Annotated in this window: 1 protein-coding gene; it reads left to right on the top strand. The window is 65.1% G+C overall.

The features are described 5' to 3' along the window. Positions 1 to 516 (top strand): SMC-Scp complex subunit ScpB (scpB, locus tag H0485_RS21380; RefSeq protein ID WP_226937884.1); only part of this gene is annotated, 516 nt, incomplete at both ends.

The following is a 516-nucleotide window of genomic DNA, read 5'->3' as shown; positions in this document are numbered from 1 at the left end:
CGCGGAACTCGCCGATCTGCCACAGGCTTTGCGCTGGCGGGAGTGGATGGCGCGGGTCGAGGCCGTGCTGTTCGCCTCCTCCGAGCCTGTGGGCCGGGAGGTGCTGGCGCGTGTGGTGGGCCGGGACTGTGCGCTTGATCTCCTGATCGAGGATATTTCTGCTGAACTGGCGGGTAGGCCTTACGAGATTGCGCGTATTGCGGGAGGTTGGCAGTTTCGCACCAAGCCGCAACACGCGGCGGCGATCCGCGCCGCCCGCAAGGAGGGGGAAGAGGGTCGCGATTTTACCCCGAATGAGGCCCTCGTCTTGACCATTATTGCCTATATGCAGCCGGTGACCCGTGGTGCGATCTCGCGGTTGACGGGCCGTGAGGTCAGCCGTGATCTGATCGCACGGCTGCACCGCCAGGCCCTGATCGCCCGAGGTCCGCGCAGCCCGGAACCAGGCGCGCCCTACACCTATGTCACCACGCCGGGTTTCCTCATTCAGTTCGGTTTGGAAACCCTGCGCGATCT

Source organism: Pseudogemmobacter faecipullorum, assembly GCF_020539525.1.
GTDB classification, from domain to species: domain Bacteria; phylum Pseudomonadota; class Alphaproteobacteria; order Rhodobacterales; family Rhodobacteraceae; genus Pseudogemmobacter; species Pseudogemmobacter faecipullorum.
This window is presented reverse-complemented; position numbering and strand designations above follow the sequence as displayed.